Annotated in this window: 13 protein-coding genes, 3 tRNA genes and 3 rRNA genes; 1 reads left to right on the forward strand and 18 read right to left on the reverse strand. The window is 56.1% G+C overall.

Annotated elements, in window-relative coordinates:
• Positions 1-98: 98 nt before the first annotated feature.
• The 13 genes from ACSQ8V_RS16290 to ACSQ8V_RS16350 all read right to left on the reverse strand — a co-directional run bounded on the left by ACSQ8V_RS16290 (position 99) and on the right by ACSQ8V_RS16350 (position 13,290).
• On the reverse strand, positions 99-1,712 hold the full coding sequence (locus ACSQ8V_RS16290) for an NAD(P)/FAD-dependent oxidoreductase (RefSeq protein WP_436206362.1): 1,614 nt from the start codon (positions 1,710-1,712) through the stop codon (positions 99-101).
• Between the two features lie 193 nt (positions 1,713-1,905).
• Positions 1,906-2,018: ribosomal RNA gene (rrf, locus tag ACSQ8V_RS16295) — 5S ribosomal RNA — on the reverse strand.
• Positions 2,019-2,194: 176 nt separating this feature from the next.
• Positions 2,195-5,075, reverse strand: a 23S ribosomal RNA gene (locus ACSQ8V_RS16300).
• Between the two features lie 327 nt (positions 5,076-5,402).
• Positions 5,403-5,478, reverse strand: a tRNA-Ala gene (locus ACSQ8V_RS16305).
• 41 nt (positions 5,479-5,519) lie between these two features.
• Positions 5,520-5,596, reverse strand: a tRNA-Ile gene (locus tag ACSQ8V_RS16310).
• A 69-nt stretch (positions 5,597-5,665) separates the two neighbouring features.
• Positions 5,666-7,196, reverse strand: a 16S ribosomal RNA gene (locus tag ACSQ8V_RS16315).
• The 16S, 23S and 5S rRNA genes sit together here with 2 tRNA genes alongside, the layout of an rRNA operon.
• A 985-nt stretch (positions 7,197-8,181) precedes the next feature.
• Positions 8,182-8,257 (reverse strand) — tRNA-Thr (locus tag ACSQ8V_RS16320).
• Between the two features lie 18 nt (positions 8,258-8,275).
• Complete coding sequence (locus tag ACSQ8V_RS16325) at positions 8,276-8,791, reverse strand: ClpXP protease specificity-enhancing factor (protein WP_436182822.1); 516 nt, start codon at positions 8,789-8,791, stop codon at positions 8,276-8,278.
• 64 nt (positions 8,792-8,855) lie between these two features.
• A complete protein-coding gene (locus ACSQ8V_RS16330) occupies positions 8,856-9,467 on the reverse strand; it encodes a glutathione S-transferase N-terminal domain-containing protein (RefSeq protein ID WP_031362199.1) in 612 nt (203 codons plus the stop codon).
• A gap of 97 nt (positions 9,468-9,564) precedes the next feature.
• Positions 9,565-10,317 carry a cytochrome c1 gene (locus ACSQ8V_RS16335; RefSeq protein WP_436206363.1) on the reverse strand — a complete coding sequence of 251 codons (753 nt, stop codon included), beginning with the start codon at positions 10,315-10,317 and terminating at the stop codon, positions 9,565-9,567.
• Positions 10,318-10,336: 19 nt separating this feature from the next.
• On the reverse strand, positions 10,337-11,719 hold the full coding sequence (locus ACSQ8V_RS16340) for a cytochrome b (protein ID WP_213767168.1): 1,383 nt from the start codon (positions 11,717-11,719) through the stop codon (positions 10,337-10,339).
• Positions 11,719-12,339 (reverse strand): ubiquinol-cytochrome c reductase iron-sulfur subunit, encoded by a 621-nt coding sequence (petA, locus tag ACSQ8V_RS16345; RefSeq protein ID WP_436182824.1) that lies wholly within the window; start codon positions 12,337-12,339, stop codon positions 11,719-11,721. The genes ACSQ8V_RS16340 and petA overlap by 1 nt, the downstream gene beginning before the upstream one ends.
• Before the next feature lie 204 nt (positions 12,340-12,543).
• Positions 12,544-13,290: a Nif3-like dinuclear metal center hexameric protein gene (locus ACSQ8V_RS16350; protein ID WP_436182825.1), complete on the reverse strand. Its 747-nt coding sequence runs from the start codon at positions 13,288-13,290 to the stop codon at positions 12,544-12,546.
• Positions 13,291-13,310: 20 nt separating this feature from the next.
• Between ACSQ8V_RS16350 and ACSQ8V_RS16355 the strand changes: the two genes are divergently transcribed.
• Positions 13,311-14,534, forward strand: a complete 1,224-nt coding sequence (locus ACSQ8V_RS16355; RefSeq protein WP_436182826.1) for a S1C family serine protease — start codon at positions 13,311-13,313, stop codon at positions 14,532-14,534.
• A 137-nt stretch (positions 14,535-14,671) separates the two neighbouring features.
• On the opposite strand, the gene tatC is transcribed toward ACSQ8V_RS16355, so the two are convergent.
• The 5 genes from tatC to ACSQ8V_RS16380 all read right to left on the reverse strand — a co-directional run bounded on the left by tatC (position 14,672) and on the right by ACSQ8V_RS16380 (position 17,402).
• Positions 14,672-15,472 carry a twin-arginine translocase subunit TatC gene (gene tatC, locus ACSQ8V_RS16360; protein WP_213767164.1) on the reverse strand — a complete coding sequence of 267 codons (801 nt, stop codon included), beginning with the start codon at positions 15,470-15,472 and terminating at the stop codon, positions 14,672-14,674.
• Positions 15,473-15,541: 69 nt separating this feature from the next.
• Positions 15,542-16,090, reverse strand: a complete 549-nt coding sequence (gene tatB, locus ACSQ8V_RS16365) for a Sec-independent protein translocase protein TatB (protein ID WP_213767163.1) — start codon at positions 16,088-16,090, stop codon at positions 15,542-15,544.
• 80 nt (positions 16,091-16,170) lie between these two features.
• Complete coding sequence (gene tatA / locus ACSQ8V_RS16370; RefSeq protein ID WP_213767162.1) at positions 16,171-16,401, reverse strand: Sec-independent protein translocase subunit TatA; 231 nt, start codon at positions 16,399-16,401, stop codon at positions 16,171-16,173.
• A 191-nt stretch (positions 16,402-16,592) separates the two neighbouring features.
• A complete protein-coding gene (locus ACSQ8V_RS16375; protein ID WP_213767161.1) occupies positions 16,593-16,955 on the reverse strand; it encodes a histidine triad nucleotide-binding protein in 363 nt (120 codons plus the stop codon).
• A gap of 54 nt (positions 16,956-17,009) precedes the next feature.
• Positions 17,010-17,402: a DUF4870 family protein gene (locus ACSQ8V_RS16380; protein WP_213767160.1), complete on the reverse strand. Its 393-nt coding sequence runs from the start codon at positions 17,400-17,402 to the stop codon at positions 17,010-17,012.
• Positions 17,403-17,407: the final 5 nt, after the last annotated feature.

The raw sequence follows: 17,407 nt of genomic DNA on the forward strand, positions 1-17,407 counted from the left end.
GCGACCGTGCCTCAGCCGCGGGTAACCCGTCGGGCACTGGCGAATAAATACGTCGTCATGGGCAGCATTCGATCATCAGGCCCACGCAGCACAGCGCCTTAACCCGCCATCATTTTCAATGCCAGCGCCTCGGCCACTTCTATCCCATCGATCGCGGCCGAATAAATACCACCGGCATATCCCGCACCTTCGCCCGCCGGATAAAGACCATCGACATTCACGCTTTGATAATCGTCCTTTCGGCGAACTCGTATTGGTGACGACGTGCGCGTTTCGACGCCCGTCAGCACCGCATCGTGCATGGCGAAGCCGGGAATCTTCTTGTCGATCTGCGGCAATGCTTCACGAATCGCCTCAACCACGTACTCGGGCAATGCGGTGGTCAGGTCAGTCATACGAACGCCGGGTTTGTACGACGGTTCGACGGACCCCTGCTCGGTAGACGGCCGTCTCGCAATAAAGTCGCCGACCAACTGCGCCGGCGCACAGTAATCACCGCCGCCAAGCTCGAACGCGCGCTCCTCCCACTGCCTTTGAAACGCGATCCCTGCTAGCGGACCGCCCGGGAAATCGTCCGGCGTAATTCCGACGACAATGCCTGCATTTGCATTACGCTCATTGCGCGAATATTGGCTCATCCCGTTCGTGACGACACGTCCCGGTTCCGATGCTGCCGCTACCACCGTTCCACCCGGACACATGCAAAAACTATAGACCGCCCGACCGTTGCTGCAATGATGGACGACTTTGTAGTCGGCTGCGCCTAGTAGCTTATGGCCGGCAAATTTGCCGAACCGGCTCCGATCAATCAACCCTTGCGGATGCTCGATCCGGAACCCGAGCGAAAACGGTTTTGCCTCCATGTAGACGCCGCGATCGTGCAGCATCTCGAACGTGTCTCGTGCGCTATGTCCCACCGACAACACGACGTGGTCGCAGCGCAGCGTTTCGCCGTTCGAAAGCGTGAGACTTCGCACCTTGCCGCCATCGATCTCAATATCTTCGACACGCGATTCGAAGCGCACCTCACCACCGAGTTGATGAATTGTCGCGCGCATTTTCTCGACCATCCCCACCAGTCGGAACGTACCGATATGCGGGCGGCTCAGATAGAGAATGTCTTCGGGCGCGCCGGCAAGCACGAACTCTTCGAGCACCTTACGCCCGTAGTGCTTCGGGTCTTTGATCTGGCTGTAGAGCTTGCCGTCCGAAAACGTCCCGGCACCGCCTTCGCCAAACTGCACGTTCGACTCGGGGTTCAGCACGTTTTTCCGCCACAAGCCCCAAGTGTCCTTGGTCCGTTCGCGAACAGCCTTGCCGCGTTCCAGGATGATGGGACGAAAGCCCATCTGCGCGAGAATCAATCCGGCGAACAAACCGCACGGCCCCATGCCGATCACTACAGGCCTCGGCGATGTCATCGACACCGGTGCCTTCGCGACGAATTTGTACGCCATGTCTGGCGTTACGGTGCAATGCGGCTGATCGTTCAGGTAACGAAGTGCGGCGGCTTCGTCCTTCACGTCGACATCGACGATGTACGTGAGTTTGATGTCTGAGCGCTTGCGCGCATCGTGCGCGCGACGGAATACCGTATAGCGGATCAGACCATCGGCGGGGACATGAATAAGCGCGAGACGTGAGCGAATTGCCGACTCGAGTTCGCTTTCCGAATGCTCAAGCGGCAGCTTGATTTCGCTTAGACGTAGCATGGAGACCTGTTTTGCAAAAGCCGTGAAGACATCTGGCTAAAGCGCTATTTTAGCGTGTTGAAGAACGCGTAAGCCGATGTGTTGTGGTGTTGGGATGCGAGTTGTATGAAGCGGCGTTCCGAAACGCAAAAACCCCACCTTTGTGGGGTGGGGTTTTTGTTTAGCTGCACAGGTTACGAGCAACAGATGAGGAGCCTGACGATTACCTACTTTCACACGGGAATCCGCACTATCATTGGCGTGGAGTCGTTTCACGGTCCTGTTCGGGATGGGAAGGGGTGGTACCGACTCGCTATGGTCATCAGGCATAAAGGGGTGTTGTATCGCGGGTTAGGCGCTACAACCAATCTGGGGAAGAAGTAGTCGAGTTCACTCTTGCAGAGCGCCTCGTTGTTACTGGATTGTGTTTGTTACTAGGCACAACACTGATCTCAACCTTGCGCGTTCGTCTGGCACTGGGCCATCGGAGACACACTTGTTATAGGATCAAGCCTTACGGGCAATTAGTATCAGTTAGCTTAATGCATTACTGCACTTCCACACCTGACCTATCAACGTCCTGGTCTAGAACGACCCTTCAAGGAGCTTAAAGCTCCAGGGATATCTCATCTCAAGGCGAGTTTCCCGCTTAGATGCTTTCAGCGGTTATCTCTTCCGAACATAGCTACCCGGCGATGCCACTGGCGTGACAACCGGTACACCAGAGGTTCGTCCACTCCGGTCCTCTCGTACTAGGAGCAGCCCCCTTCAAATATCCAACGCCCACGGCAGATAGGGACCAAACTGTCTCACGACGTTTTAAACCCAGCTCACGTACCTCTTTAAATGGCGAACAGCCATACCCTTGGGACCGGCTACAGCCCCAGGATGAGATGAGCCGACATCGAGGTGCCAAACACCGCCGTCGATATGAACTCTTGGGCGGTATCAGCCTGTTATCCCCAGAGTACCTTTTATCCGTTGAGCGATGGCCCTTCCATACAGAACCACCGGATCACTATGACCTGCTTTCGCACCTGCTCGACTTGTCGGTCTCGCAGTTAAGCACGCTTATGCCATTGCACTATCAGCACGATTTCCGACCGTACCTAGCGTACCTTCGTACTCCTCCGTTACACTTTGGGAGGAGACCGCCCCAGTCAAACTGCCTACCATGCACTGTCCCCGATCCGGATCACGGACCAAGGTTAGAACCTCAAACAAACCAGGGTGGTATTTCAAGGACGGCTCCACCGAAACTAGCGTTCCGGTTTCATAGCCTCCCACCTATCCTACACAGATCGGTTCAAAGTCCAATGCAAAGCTACAGTAAAGGTTCATGGGGTCTTTCCGTCTAGCCGCGGGGAGATTGCATCATCACAAACACTTCAACTTCGCTGAGTCTCGGGAGGAGACAGTGTGGCCATCGTTACGCCATTCGTGCAGGTCGGAACTTACCCGACAAGGAATTTCGCTACCTTAGGACCGTTATAGTTACGGCCGCCGTTTACCGGGACTTCAATCAAGAGCTTGCACCCCATCATTTAATCTTCCGGCACCGGGCAGGCGTCACACCCTATACGTCCACTTTCGTGTTTGCAGAGTGCTGTGTTTTTATTAAACAGTCGCAGCCACCAGTTTATTGCAACCCCTTCACCCTCCTGGCGCAGGCCAGTCAAGCTACAGGGGCGTACCTTATCCCGAAGTTACGGTACCAATTTGCCGAGTTCCTTCTCCCGAGTTCTCTCAAGCGCCTTAGAATACTCATCTCGCCCACCTGTGTCGGTTTGCGGTACGGTCTTGTTAAACTGAAGCTTAGAGGCTTTTCTTGGAACCACTTCCGATTGCTTCGCCACCTAAGCGGCTCGCCTCACACCCTTGAATTCCGCGCCCGGATTTGCCTAAGCGCCTTCTCCAATGCAAGGACCGGGACTTCCAACACCCGGACAACCTTCCGCGATCCGTCCCCCCATCGCATTTAACAATGGTGCAGGAATATTAACCTGCTTCCCATCAGCTACGCATTTCTGCCTCGCCTTAGGGGCCGACTCACCCTACGCCGATGAACGTTGCGTAGGAAACCTTGGGCTTACGGCGAGGGGGCTTTTCACCCCCTTTATCGCTACTCATGTCAGCATTCGCACTTCCGATACCTCCAGCACACTTTTCAATGCACCTTCACAGGCTTACGGAACGCTCTCCTACCATGCGGGATAAATCCCGCATCCGCAGCTTCGGTATATTGCTTAGCCCCGTTACATCTTCCGCGCAGGACGACTCGATCAGTGAGCTATTACGCTTTCTTTAAAAGATGGCTGCTTCTAAGCCAACTTCCTGACTGTTTTAGCCTTCCCACTTCGTTTCCCACTTAGCAATATTTGGGGACCTTAGCTGGCGGTCTGGGTTGTTTCCCTCTTGACACCGGACGTTAGCACCCGATGTCTGTCTCCCGTGATTGCACTCTTCGGTATTCGGAGTTTGCTATGGCGTAGTAATCCGCAATGGACCCCACAACCATGACAGTGCTCTACCCCCGAAGGTGATACACGAGGCACTACCTAAATAGTTTTCGGAGAGAACCAGCTATTTCCAAGTTTGTTTAGCCTTTCACCCCTATCCACAGCTCATCCCCTAATTTTTCAACATTAGTGGGTTCGGTCCTCCAGTACGTGTTACCGCACCTTCAACCTGGCCATGGATAGATCACTTGGTTTCGGGTCTACGCCCAGCAACTGAACGCCCTATTCGGACTCGCTTTCGCTACGGCTGCCTTAATCAGTTAACCTTGCTACTGAACGTAAGTCGCTGACCCATTATACAAAAGGTACGCCGTCACCCCTTTCAAGGCTCCGACTGTTTGTATGCATGCGGTTTCAGGATCTATTTCACTCCCCTCCCGGGGTTCTTTTCGCCTTTCCCTCACGGTACTGGTTCACTATCGGTCGATCACGAGTATTTAGCCTTGGAGGATGGTCCCCCCATCTTCAGACAGGATTTCACGTGTCCCGCCCTACTTGTCGTACACCTAGTTCCACACATCCGCTTTCGCCTACAGGACTATCACCTGCTATGGTCACACTTTCCAGAGTGTTCGGCTAACGGTCGTGCTAAAGAGTACAGGCTGATCCCATTTCGCTCGCCACTACTTTGGGAATCTCGGTTGATTTCTTTTCCTGCGGTTACTTAGATGTTTCAGTTCACCGCGTTCGCTTCACTAGACCTATGTATTCAGTCTAGGATGACCCAGAAGGGCCGGGTTTCCCCATTCGGATATCGGGGGATCAAAGCTCGTTTGCCAGCTCCCCCCCGCTTTTCGCAGGCTACCGCGTCCTTCATCGCCTGTGATCGCCAAGGCATCCACCACATGCACTTGTTCGCTTGACCCTATAACGAGTGTGTCTCTCCAAACACTACCCAGGTTGCCCCGGACCGTGTTTTTCTTCACCCCGCTATAGGTTGAGTATTCGTGTTGCGCCGTATTCCAAAGCAATCTTTCGATCACCTTTTCATACATTGATACAATCACAACCCTGATCCACCTACTCACACACTCATCTCTAAGTATGCTTTCGTGAATCTCTTTACTACTTCTTCCAGATTGTTAAAGAACGACAGCACAACTTAAAGCGCTATGCTTTAAGTTGCTTACTGACTGGCTCAATCGCCAATGCGTAATCACTCTCTTTATAAAGAATGCTATGCGTTGGTGATTGGTGGAGGATGACGGGATCGAACCGACGACCCCCTGCTTGCAAAGCAGGTGCTCTCCCAGCTGAGCTAATCCCCCAAGTACCTTGATGCTTGAGGGTCTGCATTTACAAACGTAAATGGTGGGTCTGGTTGGATTCGAACCAACGACCCCCGCCTTATCAAGACGGTGCTCTAACCAACTGAGCTACAGACCCTTAGCCTGTCTTCTTACAGCCGATAAGCGTGAGCGCTTTAGCACTTCACTTCAAAACGTTGAGCTCGAGAAAGGAGGTGATCCAGCCGCACCTTCCGATACGGCTACCTTGTTACGACTTCACCCCAGTCATGAATCCTACCGTGGTGACCGTCCTCCTTGCGGTTAGACTAGCCACTTCTGGTAAAACCCACTCCCATGGTGTGACGGGCGGTGTGTACAAGACCCGGGAACGTATTCACCGCGGCATGCTGATCCGCGATTACTAGCGATTCCAGCTTCACGTAGTCGAGTTGCAGACTACGATCCGGACTACGATCGGTTTTCTGGGATTAGCTCCCCCTCACGGGTTGGCAGCCCTCTGTTCCGACCATTGTATGACGTGTGAAGCCCTACCCATAAGGGCCATGAGGACTTGACGTCATCCCCACCTTCCTCCGGTTTGTCACCGGCAGTCTCCTTAGAGTGCTCTTGCGTAGCAACTAAGGACAAGGGTTGCGCTCGTTGCGGGACTTAACCCAACATCTCACGACACGAGCTGACGACAGCCATGCAGCACCTGTGTATCGGTTCTCTTTCGAGCACCCCCACCTTTCAGCAGGGTTCCGACCATGTCAAGGGTAGGTAAGGTTTTTCGCGTTGCATCGAATTAATCCACATCATCCACCGCTTGTGCGGGTCCCCGTCAATTCCTTTGAGTTTTAATCTTGCGACCGTACTCCCCAGGCGGTCAACTTCACGCGTTAGCTACGTTACTAAGTCAATGAAGACCCAACAACTAGTTGACATCGTTTAGGGCGTGGACTACCAGGGTATCTAATCCTGTTTGCTCCCCACGCTTTCGTGCATGAGCGTCAGTATTGGCCCAGGGGGCTGCCTTCGCCATCGGTATTCCTCCACATCTCTACGCATTTCACTGCTACACGTGGAATTCTACCCCCCTCTGCCATACTCTAGCTCGCCAGTCACAAATGCAGTTCCCAGGTTAAGCCCGGGGATTTCACATCTGTCTTAACGAACCGCCTGCGCACGCTTTACGCCCAGTAATTCCGATTAACGCTCGCACCCTACGTATTACCGCGGCTGCTGGCACGTAGTTAGCCGGTGCTTATTCTTCCGGTACCGTCATCCTCCCGCCGTATTAGGGCAGAAGTTTTCTTTCCGGACAAAAGTGCTTTACAACCCGAAGGCCTTCTTCACACACGCGGCATTGCTGGATCAGGGTTTCCCCCATTGTCCAAAATTCCCCACTGCTGCCTCCCGTAGGAGTCTGGGCCGTGTCTCAGTCCCAGTGTGGCTGGTCGTCCTCTCAGACCAGCTACAGATCGTCGCCTTGGTAGGCCTTTACCCCACCAACTAGCTAATCTGCCATCGGCCGCCCCTATAGCGCGAGGTCTTTCGATCCCCCGCTTTCTTCCGTAGATCGTATGCGGTATTAATCCGGCTTTCGCCGGGCTATCCCCCACTACAGGACACGTTCCGATGTATTACTCACCCGTTCGCCACTCGCCACCAGGGTTACCCCCGTGCTGCCGTTCGACTTGCATGTGTAAGGCATGCCGCCAGCGTTCAATCTGAGCCAGGATCAAACTCTTCAGTTCAATGCCTGTTACTGTTTTCTATTCTTGCGAATAGGTCGCTCACTCAACGTACTGACAAGTTCCTCCCATCTTCCCTTTCGGAAAGACGCTCAAAACCTACCTTAATACTAGTGTGAGACTTGATACTTTCGCTTCACGGCAGCATCTCCCGAGAAACCCCGGAAAACACCACCACGCTCAAAGCCAAGCACCAAGCGCCCACACTTATCGGCTGTTAGTTTTTAAAGAACATTCGCTACACACCGCACAGTCCCAACCCTCAGAACCCTGCCGCTTTCGCGTCGCTGCACCTGCAGCACAGAAACGAGATTATGTCGTGCGTTTCGCTTTCCGTCAACAGGTTTTTTACCGCTTCGTGACAAACATCATCTCGACCACCTGGACTTTCCAATTCCGTCGAAGCACCGTCCTGCTTGGCTCTCCGGGTACCGAAATTGAACAGCTAACGCCCTTACTTCCCGCTTCTCTTCGCCTCATCCAGAAGCGAAGAGGCCGAATTCTAGTGCCCCCTCAGACGTTGCGCAAGGGGTTTGTGAAAAGATTATTAATGGCACGTGAAGAGTCTGCGCGAATCCAGCGAAATATGAGGAAGAACTACGACCAGACACGCGTGATTGCCCGCTGAGAAGACCTTCTGATGAATATGCGGAATCGATCGGGGGCGAGTCGCTATCGCACCCTTTGGCATCGGGCATCGGCCGACCAAGTACCAAGCGCATCGAAGGCCGTGGTGATTTACTCGACTTCGTGCCGCACTGTTTCGGAAATTTGCTTCCCGCCGCTATCTCGGAAACTCGCCCGGCTTCCGGATCAGGTCCTGCTTTGCAGCAAATGACGACGCAAAGATGTCGGCCGAGGGCCCCAAGAACCACGCCCATCGCGCTATTCAGCATCGAGCGATTGATGCCGCCGAAAACAAAAAACCCCGCGGACCGTTACCGGGCGCGGGGTTCAATACATCTTGGTACTTCATGAAAAGCTAAACTGGTGCCGGCTGCAGGACTCGAACCCGCCACCTTCTGATTACAAATCAACTGCTCTACCTGATGAGCTAAGCCGGCGAAGTCAGCGATTTTACTTCATTTGACGACCTTGAGGTGGCCTCGACCAGATGATTTCGATCCATCGTCGTCAGGAGGCGACTCATTGTCATCTCGTGCGTCGCGTGCTGACGCCGTCGTCTCACGGTGCTCGATCCGCTCAGCCCCACTTTCCTCCGGACCCAGCTCCGACGAACGCGGCCCGTTCTCCCCCGACACGTCGGGCGCCGCGCCGATCGCAGCGGGATCGACGGGAAAGGCCATGCCCTGGCCATTCTCTCGTGCATAGATAGCCAGCACGTTGGTGACCTGCACTTCGATCTTGTGCGACTTGCCAGAAAAGCGTGCACTGAACTCGATCCACTCATTGCCCATCTGCAACTGGCTCGTAGCCTCGAAGCTGATGTTCAGCACGATCTCATCATTGCGCACGAACTGGCGCGGCACGCGCGTGCCGTTGTCGACCCGCACCGCGATATGCGGCGTAAAGCCGTTATCCGTGCACCACTCGTAGAGCGCGCGCAGTAGATAAGGCTTGGTGGATATTTCTTGCATCGACTTGCCCTCTATCGATGGGGAGCGCCGCCGGTCGAGCCGGCGCGCCCGCCAATCGAAAATATTAGCGACGCATTACCTTTTCCGAAGGCGTCAGCGCTTCGATGTAGGCCGGACGGCTAAAAATTCGCTCGGCGTACTTCATCAACGGCGCAGCGTTCTTCGACAGCTCGATGCCATAGTGATCCAGGCGCCACAGCAGCGGCGCGATGGCGACGTCGAGCATGGAAAACTCTTCGCCGAGCATGTACTTGTTCTTCAGGAAAATGGGGGCGAGTTGCGTCAGGCGATCGCGGATGGCGTTGCGCGCCTTCTCGTGATTCTTTTCCGCAGCCTTGCCCTTTTCGTTTTCCAGCGTGCCGACGTGCACGAACAGCTCTTTCTCGAAGTTCAGCAGGAACAGGCGAGCGCGAGCGCGTTGCACCGGATCGGCGGGCATGAGTTGCGGATGCGGAAACCGCTCGTCGATGTACTCGTTGATGATGTTCGATTCATACAGGATCAGGTCGCGTTCGACCAAAATGGGAACCTGGCCGTACGGATTCATCACCGCGATGTCTTCCGGCTTGTTGAACAGGTCAACGTCGCGGATTTCGAAGTCCATGCCCTTTTCGAACAACACCAGCCGGCAGCGCTGGGAGAACGGGCAGGTAGTGCCGGAGTACAAAACCATCATGATTAAAAGTCCCTTCAGAAAAACATAAGGGCCAGCGTGCGAAAAGCGCCTGCTAGGAGGCGCTTCGTCCACGCTGACCCACACCGATCGCGGCGTGTTATTTAATTTGCTTCCAGTATGCCGCGTTGAGGCGCCACGCCAGAAAGCTCAAAACTCCCAAGAACATCAGGACCCAGACACCCAGCTGCTTTCGCTCCTGCTGGGCCGGTTCCGCCATCCACGAAAGGTACGAAACCAGATCGGCCATAGCCGAATCATAATCTACTGGCGACATCGTCCCCGGAGTCACTTGGGTATAACCCGCGAAATGTTTGACCTTTTCACCGGTTTTTTCGTCGACGTCGGTATCGAATTTCGCCGTCCGTATACCCTGCAACTCCCACAGCACATGGGGCATGGCGACGTTTTCATACACGAGATTGTTCCAGCCGGTTGGCCGGGTATCGTCGCGATAAAAACTGCGCAAGTACGTGTAGATCCAGTCCTTGCCGCGCGCCCTCGCCTCCACCGACAAATCCGGCGGCGCCGCCCCGAACCACGTTTTTGCGTCATCGGGACGCATGGCGATCGTCATCGTATTGCCGACCTTGTCGGTCGTGAAAAGCAAATTATCCTCGATCTCCTTCGGATCGATGCCGATGTCCGTCAGCCGGTTGTAACGCATCAAATTGGCGCTGTGGCAATTCAGGCAATAGTTTACAAACAATTTTGCGCCATGTTGAAGCGAAGCAAAATTTTCGGAGCTATCGGGCGCGGCATCCAGCGGCACTTCCTGCGCGTGCGCCGGGATCAGGCCGAACGACAGCAGCGCCGCGCCAATCACCGCGAGGGTAGAAAACCATTTTTTCATCGTCGTGTCTCCTTTGGGGTCAATGCGGCTTGTACCGCACGCGGTCGGGCGGCTGTTTGAAGCGGCCGCGCGTCGTCCAGAAGGGCATGCCGAGGAAAAACGCGAAATAAATCAATGCACAGATCTGCGCTATCAATGTGCTGGCCGGCGACGGCGGTTTCGTGCCGAGATAGCCAAGTACCAGGAACGCGAACACAAAGACGCCATAGAACACTTTGTGGAAAAACGGCCGATAGCGAATGGATTTGACGGGACTTCGGTCAAGCCACGGCAGGAAGAACAGCGACACCACTGCCGTGCCCATCACCACCACGCCCCAGAATTTCGATTCGGTGAACGCCATGAACACGACCATCAGCAACGCCAGCACCGGCAAACCGATCCGCCATTTGCCGCGCGCTCGCAGCAACGCCAGCACGCCCAGCAACGCAACCACGATCATCAGGACAATCTTGAACGGGTCGGTCGTGGCGCGGAGCATCGCGTAGAAGGCGGTGAAATACCAGACTGGGGCGATCTCGTTCGGCGTCTGCAGCGAGTTCGCCGGCACGAAGTTATTGGCTTCGAGGAAATAGCCGCCCATTTCCGGCGCGAAGAAAATGATCGCGGCGAAGATGAACAGAAACACGCACACGCCCATGAAGTCGTGCACGGAGTAGTACGGATGGAACGGGATGCCGTCGAGCGGAATGCCCTTTTCGTCCTTCTTCGCCTTGATCTCGATGCCATCCGGGTTATTCGACCCCACTTCGTGCAACGCGACCAGGTGGGCGACCACCAGTCCGATCAGCACGAGCGGAATGGCGACCACGTGGAACGCAAAAAAGCGGTTGAGCGTCACGTCCGACACCACGTAATCGCCACGAATCCAGAGCGACAGATCCGGGCCGATGAACGGAATCGCCGAGAACAGGTTCACGATCACCTGCGCGCCCCAGAACGACATCTGGCCCCACGGCAGCAGGTAGCCGAAGAACGCCTCGGCCATCAGGCACAGGAAAATCGCGCAGCCGAAGATCCAAACGAGTTCGCGCGGCTTGCGATACGAGCCGTACAACAGCCCGCGGAACATGTGCAGATACACGACGACGAAGAACATCGACGCGCCCGTGGAGTGCATGTAGCGGATCAGCCAGCCCCACGGCACTTCCCGCATGATGTATTCGACCGATGCGAACGCGAGCGTCGCATCGGGCTTGTAGTTCATGGTCAGGAAGATGCCGGTGACAATCTGGTTCACCAGCACCAGCAGCGCAAGCGAGCCGAAGATGTACCAGAAGTTGAAATTCTTCGGTGCGTAGTACTCGGAAACGTGCGCCTTCCAGGTCGATGTCAGCGGAAACCGCCGGTCGATCCAGCCCAGAAACCCCGTTGTTTCCACTTCCTTGTCGGTAGCCGCCATTACGCTTCTCCCTTTTCGTCCTTGCCAATCACGAGTGACGTCGCCGAAGTGAACATATAAGGCGGGATGTCCAGGTTGTCCGGCGCGGGCTTGTTCTTGAAGACGCGGCCGGACAGGTCATAGGTCGAACCGTGGCACGGGCAGAGAAAACCGCCGGGCCAGTCGTCAGGGAGATTAGGCTGGGCGCCTTCCTGGAAACGCGGCGTAGGGGTGCAGCCGAGGTGCGTGCACACGGCCACGGCAACAAGCAGATTCTTATGATCGGTGCGCGAACGGTATTCGTTATTGCAGTATTCCGGCAGCGGCATGCTGAATACTTTCTTCGATTGCGGATCCGCGAGCTCGGGATCGGCCTTCTTCACGTCGGCGAGCATTTCGTCGGTACGATTCAAAATCCACACAGGCTTGCCACGCCAGGCAACCGTCATCAGGTCGCCAGGCTTGAGACCTGATATATCGACTTCGACCGGCGCGCCCGCTGCCTTGGCTTTTTCCGACGGTGCAAACGACCCGACGAACGGGACGCAAGCCGCTACGCCACCAATTCCGCCCATTACGGTCGTCGTGATCAGCCAGGTTCGGCGGCTGCCGTCGACGCGTTGATCTTCGTTGTCTCGCATCACACGCCCCACTTCTGAGTTGGATTTATACCGTCAGGTCGTTCTACCGACGCTAGTGTGCGCGAATGGAGTCGTCATTTACAAGAGTTGAATAGCAAAAAACGCTCGAAGTCCTTCATTCTTAAGGGTTTCCCCGCACTTATCGTGAGTATGGAATGAAGGGGTTATTTAACCCATTCGATTATTTATTGCACTGCAAGATAATCACACCGGATTATCGATATCGATAAAAACGTGTTCGATATCGAAATGCTCAGCCACATGGGCGCCGAGCGCCTGGACGCCGTATCGTTCAGTGGCATGATGCCCTGCCGCAACGTAAGCGACACCGCTTTCCGCCGCGATGTGCATAGTTTGCTCGGAAACTTCGCCGCTTATGTAGACGTCGGCGCCGGCGGCAATGGCTTCGTCGAAGAAGCCTTGCGCGCCGCCTGTGCACCATGCCACGCGTCGCAGTTCCCAATCCGGATTACCGAATACGAGCGGCTTGCGCCCTAATTCGTTCTCGACCGTCGCGGTGAAATGCTCGAGCGACAACGGCACCGGCAACGACGCAATCCAGCCGAGATCCTGGTCGCCGAAACGGTTGTCCGCGATCAAGCCAAGACGCGCACCAAGCTGGGCGTTGTTGCCGAATTCGGGATGCGAATCGAGCGGCAGGTGGTACGCGAACAGGTTGATGTCATGGTCCAGCAGCGTCTTCAGCCGCCTGTATTTGCGACCCGTGACCTGCGGCGCTTCGTTCTTCCAGAAGTAGCCATGATGCACGAGCACGGCGTCGGCGCCCCACTCGATGGCCGCGTCCAGGAACGCCTGCGACGCTGTCACGCCGGTCGCCAGTTTGCCCACGCGACGTGAGCCTTCAACCTGCAGACCATTCGGGCAATAGTCCTTGAAGCGCCCGATTTCAAGCAGATTGTTCAGATACAATTCTAGTTCGATCCGATCCATGAATTCCTCTATTCCATCAAATGCTTAGACGCTTCTGGCTGTTTTTTGCCCAAGCGGTGACCGTGCTTTTGGCGCTGATGTTCATCGTCGCGACCTTGAAACCGCAGTGGCTTCAACGCCAGGGAACGTTCGGCAAGCAACTCGCCGAACCGATCGTCGCGTTGCAGGAAGTTGCGCCAAGCATCGGTTCCCGGCCCGCCCAATCGTCCTATGCGGATGGCGCGCAGAAAGCGATGCCCGCCGTGGTCAACGTGTTTTCGAGCAAGGACGGCACATTACCGCCCGATCCGCGCGCGAAAGACCCGCTGTTCCGCTATTTCTTCGGCGACAAGAACAAGCGTAAGGGCGACGAAACGCCGGCGTCGAATCTCGGCTCAGGCGTGATTGTCAGCTCCGAAGGCTACATTCTAACGAACCAACATGTCGTCGATGGGGCTGATCAGATCGAAGTTGCTTTGGCTGACGGACGGACGTCGTCGGCCAAAGTAATCGGCGTGGATCCGGAAACCGATCTCGCCGTGCTGAAGATCAACATGACCAACCTGCCGACCATCACGCTCGGCCGCATGGACCAGACGCGCGTGGGCGACGTGGTGCTGGCGATCGGCAATCCGTTTGGCGTCGGGCAGACGGTGACCATGGGGATTGTCAGCGCGCTCGGGCGCAATCACCTCGGCATCAATACCTTCGAGAATTTTATCCAGACCGACGCGGCCATCAACCCGGGTAATTCCGGCGGCGCGCTGGTGGACGTGAACGGTAATCTGCTCGGCATCAATACGGCGATCTATTCGCGCAGCGGCGGCTCGCTCGGGATTGGCTTTGCCATTCCCGTGTCAACGGCGCGCAGCGTGCTGGAAAGCATCATCACCACGGGCACGGTCACGCGCGGCTGGATTGGCGTGGAACCGCAGGACGTGACGCCGGAAATCGCGGAATCGTTCGGGCTCGAGCAAAAGTCCGGCGCGATCGTGGCGGGCGTATTGCAAGGCGGACCGGCCGATAAAGCCGGCATCAAGCCCGGCGACATCCTGATCAGCATCAACGACGACACTATCACCGACACCACGCGCCTGCTGAATGTAGTCGCACAGATCAAGCCGGGAACGTCGGTGAAGGTGCATCTGATGCGCAAAAGCAAGGAACTGGACCTGAGCGTGGTAATCGGCAAACGACCGATGCAGCCCAAGCAGCCCCAGGCACCGGACGATGATAACGGCGGCGGGGATCAAAACGACGAGTGAACTAGGAACGTTGCCGCCGATCGTTGACCGGCAACTCCTCGTACTTGTAACGCGCACAAACCAAAGGGGCCGTTCCAACTCACGTTTGGAACGGCCCCTTTTTTGTATTCTTGCCCGTCACCCGGCGACTGAAACCCTCACTCCTCTTCCCGCTTCGCGTCCTCTGCGGCGTCTGCTTCCTGCTCCTTGATCTTGTCCTTGCCCACGATCAACCGTGCCGCAATGATGCCGACCTCGTAAAGAATGATCAGCGGCACAGCCAGAATCAGTTGCGAGAACACGTCCGGCGGCGTCACCACGGCGGAAATCACGAACGCGCCGACAATCACGTACGGCCGGATCTGCCGCAACTTCTTGATGGTGACGAACCCCATGCGCGCAAGGATCACCACGATGATCGGCACCTCGAAGGTCACGCCGAACGCGAGGAACATGGTGAGGACGAAGCTCAGGTAATTATCGATATCCGTCGTCATTTCCGCACCGAGCGGCGCGTTGTAATGTGCCATCACGCGGAAAATGGTGGGAAACACGACGAAATAGGCGAACGCCATGCCGCACAGGAACAGGACATAGCTGCTCCCGACCAGCGGCACGACCAGCTTCTTTTCGTGCTGATACAGCCCCGGCGCGATAAACGCCCAGATCTGGTACAGCACAATGGGCAGCGCTATAACAAGCGCGACCATCATGGTCACCTTCATTGGCACAAAGAACGAGCCAGTGACGTCAGTGACGATCATCTTGCCGTCCTTCGGCAAGTTCTGCATCAGCGGACGCGCGAGCAGCCTGAATATGTCCGGTGCCCAATAAACCAGCCCGATGAACACGACGATGACTGAAGCGCCTGCGCGGATGATGCGGTCACGCAGTTCGACCAGGTGCGAGATAAACGTCTCTTCGACGGGCTCGTCTTTAATCTGTTGCGGGTCGCTCACGCCGGCCCTCTGCTGGGATTCATCGATGGAAGGGAAGTTGGCGTTCGCGCAATGAAAGTGGCGCAAACATCAGAAAAACCGCGTGGGACGACGCAGCGTCTCAGGCGTATGCCGCGCCACGCGCGCCGCACCTGACTGAACGCGCGTCTTGCGTAACGTGGTGCGCTTGTACCAGTTCGGAATGGCGGCCTGCTTGACGCGCCAGTTCTTGCGTTTCGCCGGCGACACGTTGCTGCTGCTGAACGTGTTGTCCGAGTTCGAACGCCAGGTGTCCCCGGAAACGTGCGTCAGATTCGGGTCGCCACCGCCCGCCACGCTGTCCGACACGGACGTGCCCTGGTTCCAGGCGTCGTTGAGTTCGTTTTCGTGCTGGCGAAGATTGTCGTGAATCTTGTTCTCGACATTCGATGCCGCCGTTTCGAACTCGGTGCGCATCTTCTTCAACTCGTCGAGTTCCATCTCACGCGAGACTTCGGCCTTGACGTCGTTGATATACCGCTGTGCGCGGCCAAACAGCGCGCCTGCTGTTCGTGCCACACCGGGCAAGCGTTCCGGCCCGAGCACTACCAGCGCGACGACGCCAATCAGCGCCATTTTGGTCAGACCAAGGTCGAGCATGGAATCGAAGATCCTGAGGGTGGCGAGTGAAGGTGACCGGTGCCGGGCTTACCGTGCCTGGGTCAGATTAATCAGCTTGATTAGCGGTAGTCGCTCGAACGAGTCTTGTCCTTCGCTTCTACGTCGACCGTACCGTTGCGCGGCAATTCGCGCTGCTCGGCCGGCGTCCCTTCGCCTTCCTTCATACCTTCCTTGAAACCCTTTACCGCACCGCCCAGATCCCCGCCGATGTTGCGCAGTTTCTTCGTGCCGAAGACCAGTGCCACGATCAGCAAAACGATCAACCAATGCCAAATGCTCAACGAACCCATGACTGAAAACTCTCCTTGGCTTCGCCGCGCATGTCGCTCGCGACGAAGAATGTGGGCCTTGCGGCCCGAGTCGGAGCGTCGACGCCCCGATGATTAAACCGATATCTTGCACGCCTAATATTGCGATGGAAAGACGCTTTCGTTTTCATTACATTTTGATCACGCGATCAGCCCTTTCCATCGACGATCCTTCAGCCCATCCGGCGCCACGGACGTTCCCCGGCGAGGATATGAGCGTGAATGTGATACACCTCTTGCCCGCCGCCCGGACCGGTATTGATGACCGTCCGGAAACCAGTCTCGCCGCCCGTGTACGCAACGCCCAGCTCACTGGCAAGCCGTGCCGTCAGGCTCAGCATTCTACCAAGCAGCGGCGCATCGGCTTCGGTGCAGCTCGACAGCGTCTCAATATGTTTACGCGGGATCACCAGCACATGGACGGGCGCGGCCGGGTTGATATCGTGAAAAGCAACGAACTCATCGTCTTCATGGACTTTCTTGCTCGGAATTTCTCCTGCAGCGATCTTACAGAAAATGCAGTTCTCTTGGCTCATGTGTGTCGCGGGATATCCCGATATGAATGCATGTTGAAGATCAGGCGTTCGGTCTCAAACCCAGGCACCCGGTTGCAATGGCTTGTTCTCGTACAAAAACAGCCAGCCCTTTATAACGCGATACAGCGTCCAGATACCGACCACGAACAAAATGGGGAAGCCGATAAACACCCAGATCAGCGCTATGCCGATCACATGACCGAGCAACGCCCACCAGAAGGTGCGGATCTGCCACCGGAAATGCGCTTCATATGGCGTTCCGGCGACGTCATCGCGTTTCAGGTAATTGATGATGACCGCGATCAGCACGGTCAACCCGCCGGTGAGCCAGTACGCGGCGTAAAGCGCATATAGCACGTGGGTCAGCGTGCGCAAGCTGCGCAGGCGTTCGGATTCGGGCGAGTTTTGGTAAACAGGCGGCGGATAAGGCTCATAAGGCTGATTCATTTCAT

This window comes from Caballeronia sp. LjRoot31, assembly GCF_964253885.1.
Taxonomy (GTDB): domain Bacteria; phylum Pseudomonadota; class Gammaproteobacteria; order Burkholderiales; family Burkholderiaceae; genus Caballeronia.

Coding starts and splice junctions, on each gene's coding strand:
- ACSQ8V_RS16325 (WP_436182822.1), bottom strand. CDS start 8,791: ATGCAAGAAATATCCACCAAGCCTTATCTACTGCGCGCGCTCTACGAG.
- ACSQ8V_RS16350 (WP_436182825.1), bottom strand. CDS start 13,290: ATGGATCGGATCGAACTAGAATTGTATCTGAACAATCTGCTTGAAATC.
- ACSQ8V_RS16335 (WP_436206363.1), bottom strand. CDS start 10,317: ATGAAAAAATGGTTTTCTACCCTCGCGGTGATTGGCGCGGCGCTGCTG.
- petA (WP_436182824.1), bottom strand. CDS start 12,339: ATGCGAGACAACGAAGATCAACGCGTCGACGGCAGCCGCCGAACCTGG.
- ACSQ8V_RS16355 (WP_436182826.1), top strand. CDS start 13,311: ATGCTTAGACGCTTCTGGCTGTTTTTTGCCCAAGCGGTGACCGTGCTT.
- ACSQ8V_RS16340 (WP_213767168.1), bottom strand. CDS start 11,719: ATGGCGGCTACCGACAAGGAAGTGGAAACAACGGGGTTTCTGGGCTGG.
- ACSQ8V_RS16380 (WP_213767160.1), bottom strand. CDS start 17,402: ATGAATCAGCCTTATGAGCCTTATCCGCCGCCTGTTTACCAAAACTCG.
- ACSQ8V_RS16330 (WP_031362199.1), bottom strand. CDS start 9,467: ATGATGGTTTTGTACTCCGGCACTACCTGCCCGTTCTCCCAGCGCTGC.
- ACSQ8V_RS16375 (WP_213767161.1), bottom strand. CDS start 16,955: ATGAGCCAAGAGAACTGCATTTTCTGTAAGATCGCTGCAGGAGAAATT.
- ACSQ8V_RS16290 (WP_436206362.1), bottom strand. CDS start 1,712: ATGCTACGTCTAAGCGAAATCAAGCTGCCGCTTGAGCATTCGGAAAGC.
- tatB (WP_213767163.1), bottom strand. CDS start 16,090: ATGCTCGACCTTGGTCTGACCAAAATGGCGCTGATTGGCGTCGTCGCG.
- tatA (WP_213767162.1), bottom strand. CDS start 16,401: ATGGGTTCGTTGAGCATTTGGCATTGGTTGATCGTTTTGCTGATCGTG.